The organism is Capnocytophaga granulosa ATCC 51502 (assembly GCF_000411115.1).
GTDB lineage: Bacteria > Bacteroidota > Bacteroidia > Flavobacteriales > Flavobacteriaceae > Capnocytophaga > Capnocytophaga granulosa.
Genome location: NZ_KE150260.1, coordinates 73,119 through 79,823, shown reverse-complemented (window position 1 = coordinate 79,823; position 6,705 = coordinate 73,119). Strand labels below are relative to the sequence as shown.

At 43.1% G+C, this 6,705-nt stretch carries 7 protein-coding genes; 5 read left to right on the top strand and 2 right to left on the bottom strand.

The window, feature by feature from the left end:
- From HMPREF9331_RS12405 to HMPREF9331_RS12385, 5 genes are all read left to right on the top strand, one after another.
- Window positions 1–709: PorP/SprF family type IX secretion system membrane protein (locus HMPREF9331_RS12405; protein ID WP_040357598.1), on the top strand; the 709-nt coding region annotated here is incomplete at its 5' end.
- Window positions 710–720: 11 nt separating this feature from the next.
- A complete protein-coding gene (menA, locus tag HMPREF9331_RS12400) occupies window positions 721–1,620 on the top strand; it encodes a 1,4-dihydroxy-2-naphthoate octaprenyltransferase (protein WP_016421236.1) in 900 nt (299 codons plus the stop codon).
- Between the two features lie 169 nt (window positions 1,621–1,789).
- On the top strand, window positions 1,790–2,338 hold the full coding sequence (locus tag HMPREF9331_RS12395) for a DUF192 domain-containing protein (protein WP_009640927.1): 549 nt from the start codon (window positions 1,790–1,792) through the stop codon (window positions 2,336–2,338).
- A 5-nt stretch (window positions 2,339–2,343) separates the two neighbouring features.
- The gene (gene idi / locus HMPREF9331_RS12390) at window positions 2,344–2,865 is read left to right on the top strand and encodes an isopentenyl-diphosphate Delta-isomerase (RefSeq protein WP_016421235.1); all 522 of its coding nucleotides are present in this window, start codon (window positions 2,344–2,346) and stop codon (window positions 2,863–2,865) included.
- Window positions 2,862–3,446: a hypothetical protein gene (locus HMPREF9331_RS12385; RefSeq protein WP_016421234.1), complete on the top strand. Its 585-nt coding sequence runs from the start codon at window positions 2,862–2,864 to the stop codon at window positions 3,444–3,446. The genes idi and HMPREF9331_RS12385 overlap by 4 nt, the downstream gene beginning before the upstream one ends.
- A gap of 5 nt (window positions 3,447–3,451) precedes the next feature.
- Here the strand turns inward: HMPREF9331_RS12385 and HMPREF9331_RS12380 are convergent, their stop codons facing one another.
- Window positions 3,452–4,330 carry a carbohydrate kinase family protein gene (locus HMPREF9331_RS12380; RefSeq protein ID WP_016421233.1) on the bottom strand — a complete coding sequence of 293 codons (879 nt, stop codon included), beginning with the start codon at window positions 4,328–4,330 and terminating at the stop codon, window positions 3,452–3,454.
- Window positions 4,331–4,407: 77 nt separating this feature from the next.
- Window positions 4,408–6,621: a glycoside hydrolase family 32 protein gene (locus HMPREF9331_RS12375; protein ID WP_016421232.1), complete on the bottom strand. Its 2,214-nt coding sequence runs from the start codon at window positions 6,619–6,621 to the stop codon at window positions 4,408–4,410.
- Window positions 6,622–6,705 lie beyond the last annotated feature (84 nt).

Genomic DNA, 6,705 nt, shown 5'->3' with positions numbered 1-6,705 from the left:
TTTGTCTTTGTATAACGACCGCAATGGTTACACCAAGCAGATGGGGGGAAAGTTCACCTTCTCTCACCACTTGACATTGGATAGTTATGACAGTCATTTTATCTCGTTTGGTATCTCGTATATAGTCAATGCGTTCCGTATAGACATAGACAAGTTCACCGATGTGGGTCGTCCTATGGCGGACTTGGGCGTAACGGACAACCGTTCTATGGTCAACCATAACTTTGAGGTAGGGGTGCTTTACCGCTACAAGGGGATCTTTGCGAGTCTTTCGGCGACCAATATCCTGAACAAGAGCAAAGAGATGTTTGATATTAAGGAGCCTACGAATCTGAGGAACTACAACTTGTATGCGGGTTATCGTTATAAGAGAGACCCTAGCAGCAACTGGGAGCTAGAGCCTTCGGCTTTTATCCAATACTTGGAGGGAGATGGTCGTTCCATTACTGATGTCAATGTAAAGTACCGCTGGTTCGACTACGAGGACTATTACTGGGCAGGAGCCACAGTACGCCTTATCAACGACCAGGTGTTCAAGCCCTTGAGCATAGGCCCTATGTTGGGACTTAAAAAAGGCGTGTTCTACTTCGCTTACGGCTACGGACTAAACCTCAACGCTATACGCTCCTATAACTCAGGTACCCACATGATTACCCTCGGTATCGATATGTTCCAAGGTATCGGTGGTTGTAACTGTACTGAAAGATAATAGTCATTATTGTGATTACATTTCATAGCTTATACCAGTCAGCTCGCTTGCGCTCGCTGCCGCTTTCCATGTCGGGAATCCTATTGGGTTCGGCTATTGCCTATGGGCAAGGTGCCTTTCGTTGGGATATTTTCTCTCTAGCCTTGCTCACAACTGTATTGTTTCAAGTGCTTTCTGACTATGCTAACGATTATGGGGATGCCCAAAAAGGGACTGATAACGAACATCGTATAGGACCTAAACGCGCTATACAGACAGGAGCTATGTCACTTGAAGAGATGAGGCGGGTAGTGGTGGTAACGGCTGTGCTTTCGGCCATTTCAGCCCTTTCGCTTATTGTACTCTCTTTTAGGGAGCAGTGGGGGTTGGCGCTTATTTTCACCCTGTTGGGTGGAGCGGCTATTTTTGCGGCCATTCGTTACACAGTAGGTAAGTCGGCTTACGGGTATAAAGGCTTAGGCGATGTATTTGTATTCATCTTCTTTGGTTGGGTGAGTGTTATGGGGTCTTATATGCTTTATACGCAGTATTTTGACCCACTTGTATTGCTGCCAGCTTCGGCTTGTGGTATGCTTAGTATGGGTGTTTTGAACCTCAACAACATGCGTGATATAGAGAACGACCAGCAGATGGGCAAGCATACCATTCCTGTAAAAATAGGGCTATCCTTGGCTAAATATTATCATTATTTGCTTATTATCATAGCCATGTGCCTTATGATGCTTTATACAGTATTGACTCTTGAGTTTCGTTACAAGGCGTTGTATATCATAGCTTTTGTACCTTTGGTATTTCATCTTTTCTATGTAAGAGCTGTAAAAGAACCCAAGGCTTTTGATTCCCAATTGAAAGTGGTAGCGCTCTCTACTTTTTTGATGAGTGTGCTGTTCTTTGTGGGAAAACTTATATAGTGACTAATGACTAATGACTAGTGACTAGTGAATAGTGACTAAATGACGAGTGACTAATAACGAGTGACTAATAACGAGTGACTAATAACGAGTGACTAATAACGAGTGACTAGTGACATGGTGTGGGGTGTATTGACAATTAACAACTAACAATTAACAATTATTATAAGTGGATTTTTTTAGAAAACATTTTACCAATATCCTTATGGGAGGGCTTGTATTGGTAGCTTTAGCCATGATACTTCCGTACTTTTTTGGCCGTGGAAGTTCAGATAGCCTTCCGCAACAAATCATTACTCCAGAGGAGATAAAGCCATACGAACCTCCTTTTGAGCATGAGGGGAATCTTTCTTTCTACAAGAGTGATGGCACCCTTATCAAAACCTTTGAAATAGAGTTTGCTCGTACTGCACAGGAAACAGAATTGGGACTGATGTATCGCAAGTCAATGAAGGAAAACCAAGGTATGCTCTTTGTCTTCCATGAGGAGAAACCGCGTTCGTTTTGGATGCATAATACTTATATACCCTTGGATATCATCTATTTGAATAAAGAAAAAGAAATCGTAAGTATAGCTAAGAATGCAGCTCCCTTGTCAGAGACTTCACGTCCTTCAGAAGGAGATGCTATGTATGTGCTGGAGGTCAATGGGGGACTCTCCGATAAGTTAGGTCTTACAAAGGGTGATCGCATGACTTTTGAATCACTCATTGATTGATACTTATGGAAGAACAAGTTATCTTAGTCAATGAAAAAGATGAGCCTATAGGGCTTATGGGAAAAATGGAAGCGCACGAGAAGGGACTCCTGCATCGGGCGTTTTCAGTTTTTGTGTTTAACTCCAAGCAAGAGGTGCTCTTGCAACAGCGAGCAGCTTGTAAGTATCACTCTCCCAATCTTTGGACAAACACTTGTTGTAGTCACCCCAGAGCAGGAGAGACAAACCAACAAGCGGGCGAGCGACGCCTACAGGAGGAAATGGGCTTGCAAGTACCCCTTCGGGAGGTATTCTCTTTCATATACAAAGCCCCTTTTGATAATGGTCTTACCGAGCATGAATACGACCATGTATTAGTAGGCTATAGCGATGCCCAGCCTCAGATAAATCCAGAAGAAGTAGCCTCTTGGAAATGGCTTTCCTTAGAGGCTATCAAAGAGGATATTTTGCAGGCGCCAGAGCGATACACGGCTTGGTTTAAGATTATTTTTGAAGAGTTTTACCACCACCTTTTAAGCAAACAATGAGACTTCCCACCCCACGTATAGAAGATGCTACGCTCAAGCGAAAATACCGCATACAAGTGATTTTTGCCTTTTTGGCTATGCTTTCTTGGTATCTTTTCCTATATAGCAACAACCTTTTGGAGTATATGGAACAAGATCTTGGAGAGAATTATCAAGAGATACTCATTATACTATTCCCTTTTTATTATATAATATTTGCTTTCTTGATATTTCTTTGGTACTTGAAAATTCCCAAGGTAGTCAACTATCTTATTTTTGCCGCTTATCTGTTTGCGATACTTACCTATAATTTTTCTATTTTCACGGCTCCTGTTCTCTTCTGTGTACTCATATTTATTCTTTATGATATGCTGTTACAGAAAGAAGTGATAGAGATACTCAAGCGGTCACAGGTGGTATTCCTGCTTTTTGGGTTACTTTTCTTCTCAGCCGAAGAAATTATTTTTGGCGAGCCTTATTTTTTACAGCAAATGGAGGAGAGTTCCTTGCGCTTGCAAAATTGGATTATAGGCACGGCTATTTTTACTTTACTCTTATCTGTAGTGCTTATCTTTATTCGAATAAAAAACGGTAAAAAATAGGGTGTTTACTTAAATAATTCCAAGTGAGCATCAGCAAGGCGAGGCATGGCACCATGTTGCTGGCATACATAGGCAGAGACCTCTACGGCCAACTGGTGGGAGGCTACCAAGCAGCGCCCATGTAGGTGAGAGGCAATAAAGGCAGCGGTAAAGGAATCCCCAGCCCCTACAGTATCGGCAATGGTAATCTTCGGGGTAGGCAAGAAGGATTCTTCCTTGGGGGTTAAGACCCAACTGCCTTCGGTACCCTTGGTGAGAATAAGGATATCAAGGTGGTACTTCTCCAATAATTGTTTACAAACTTCTTTTTCAGGAGCATTCCAGCCAAAGAGTTGGGCTATTTTTACCACTTCTTCGTCATTAATCTTGAGAATATCAGCCTTTTTAAGGGAGTTTTCAACGATTTCCTTGGTATAATAGTTGAGTCTTAGATTGATGTCAAATATCTTTAGGCTATCCTTGGGCATAGTATCCAAAAAGGCATGGATGGTATTGCGAGACACCTCATGGCGCTGTGCTAAGGAACCGAAACAGACCACATGCGTCTGCTTGGCGAGGTTTTCCATAGCAGGAGTGAAGGGGATATTGTCCCAGGCCACTCCTTCGCAAATCTCATATTGAGGCACCCCCCAGTTATCTAATTTTACTTTGACTTCACCTGTAGGGAAATCAGTCTGTTCGATGAGGTAGTTGAGATGTTTTTTCTCTAAGCTGGCCAAGATTTCCTTGCCTAAGAGATCCTTTCCTATGGCGCTTACAGCATGGCCTTGGAATCCAAATTGGGAGATATGATAAGCAAAATTGGCAGGCGCTCCCCCTAATACCTTTCTTTCAGGGAATACGTCCCAGAGAATTTCTCCCAGTCCTACAATGGTATTTTTCATGATAGAATCAAATTAGTGTGATTATTAGTAAAGAAAAGCAGAGAAAAAAGCGGTCTTTCTTCCCTGCTTGAGGTTATTTAGTTGTGTTTAACTTTGTATAGTGTAATGTTATCTACGCTGATGGCAGTATTTCCTCTTAAATCAAATTTTAATTGGTTATAAGGCTCGGTAGGGAAGGCAATATTGGTCTGTACGACCTCACCGCCATTGATAAATACCTCGGTAGAGGCTTTATCTACCCACATATGTATGGTATAGCTATCCTTTTTGGTCAGAGGCGCCTTGATCAGAGGTTTGGCAAAGTTGTTGCTAAAGTCAGAAAGGCCACTTTGACTTCTATCCACGACGAAAGTTTTCTGATTGGTATCAAAGGCAAAAATGATTTTCTCTCCTTTGCTGTTTTGCAAAGCAAAATCAAATATAGAAAGGCCATTAGGCTTGATGGTAAAGCTCAATACATAGCCGTTGTTATAATAATCGGCTCCTATAGGGAAGGTCTCTTCGGTGAGCTTGTCCATGATGATAGGGGTGCCATCCTTTTCATCGCCTACTTCTTTGACAGGAAAGCTGGCCACGACCATATGTAAGCCGTTATGCGCCAATCTTAGTTCTCTAGGGAGGGTCATGGCGCTACGGAAATTTCGGGTAGGCACCACATTACCATAATCCCAGTTGTTCATCCAGCCAAGGAATAGCCTACGTCCGTCACTTTCAGGGATATTGCTCCAAGTAACCCCTGCATAATTATCACGACCATAGTCTAGCCATAGTGGGTAGGGGAGCGGGTCGGGAGTAAAGGTAGTGCCATCAAAATCACCGATGAAGTATTGGGTAGCATTTCCTCCATTAGGTCCACCGGGGTTGATGCTGACAAAGAGCACCCATTTGACTTTTCCATCGTAGATCAGCGGGAAGAGGTCAGGGCATTCCCAAACTCCTGTATGTGCTCCTATATTTTCTCCAAATTCGCTAAGTTTTTCCCATTGTTTGAGATTCTTGGAGGTATAGAATGTAATGGACTGGGAAGTAGCCAAGGACATAATCCATTTGTTCTGGGGTGCATACCAAAATACTTTAGGGTCACGGAAATCCTCAATGCCAGGATTCGGGATCACAGGATTGTGGGCATACTTGGTGAAAGTGCGCCCGTTGTCCAAGCTATAAGCGATGGACTGGGTTTGTTGCTGACCTGCTGAAGTATAGAAAACCACGATAGCCCCTTCGCCAAAGCCAGCAGTGTTATACTTATCCACCACAGCACTACCAGAGAAGATAGCTCCTAACTCATCAGGGGCAAGGGCTACAGGCAGGTGTTTCCAGTGTACCATATCCTCGCTCACAGCATGTCCCCAGTGCATATTGCCCCAGCGTGCACCATAAGGATTGTGTTGGTAGAAGAGGTGGTACTGACCATTGTGATACACCATACCATTGGGGTCATTCATCCAGCCATAAGGAGGGGTAAAGTGGAAAACAGGGCGATAAGTCTCGTCATAGGTATAGTCAAAGGTATCGGAAGGTTTTATTTGGCTGATACCTATATCCTTTTTGGTAGCCTGTCCGAAGACAAGGTCTATTTTTTTACCTTTGTAAGCCTCTACTGATAGGGGAAGCCAATACTGAATGTGTGTTCTAGCTAGGCGAATATTCTGAGGAACCCCTATATTTTCTCCATTTACAACGAGTTGTACAGAGGTTTCGGGGGCGCTGTCCTCAATAGGAAGTAGTAGATATTTCTTAGAAATATCATAGGTAAGGGTGTAGTTTTCCATGATATTACTTTTGTACTGATTACTCTGTTCGATCGCATCAATGAGGATGTGTCCCCAGCTGCCGCGCTGGTTATCCACGATGCGTAGGGTAGCTTCTTGGCCTTTGTAAGCCTTTACATCCCAGCTCATTAGCTGTAAGGTCTCACTCTCCACGGTGCTATGGGTCTTATGAACACTTTGGCCGTTTACAAGCAGTTCTATATAGGTGTCTTGGGACATACCCCCTCCTATGAGGAAGTTGATATAGTCTCGTTCTATGCGAAAAGGCTTGCTGGTGAGCGTTCCACGAGAGTCGTCCCCATTGTGGAAACTGTTGGCTAAGAATTTCCCTTCGAAGCCCACTACAGGTTGTTGTCCAGGAAGCGCCTCTCTTTCAGGAGCTTCACCAAAGGCATCGCCCTCAATCGTCCAATTTTCAAAAGAGCCAGATTCGAAATTCTCTATCATGAGACTATCCTTATTGTTACAAGCCGTCAGGGCTAATAAGGAAAGCGCAGGGTATATAAATTTTTTTCTCATAAATATGTAGTTTAAGAAGAATGTTCGCTCTTATAGTCAATCATATTTAGAATGCGAATAAAATACGAATAAATAAGGCAAGGG

Excerpts from the sequence above, each read along its gene's own strand:
- idi (WP_016421235.1), top strand. The coding sequence starts at position 2,344 with ATGGAAGAACAAGTTATCTTAGTCAATGAAAAAGATGAGCCTATAGGG.
- HMPREF9331_RS12385 (WP_016421234.1), top strand. The coding sequence starts at position 2,862 with ATGAGACTTCCCACCCCACGTATAGAAGATGCTACGCTCAAGCGAAAA.
- HMPREF9331_RS12375 (WP_016421232.1), bottom strand. The coding sequence starts at position 6,621 with ATGAGAAAAAAATTTATATACCCTGCGCTTTCCTTATTAGCCCTGACG.
- HMPREF9331_RS12380 (WP_016421233.1), bottom strand. The coding sequence starts at position 4,330 with ATGAAAAATACCATTGTAGGACTGGGAGAAATTCTCTGGGACGTATTC.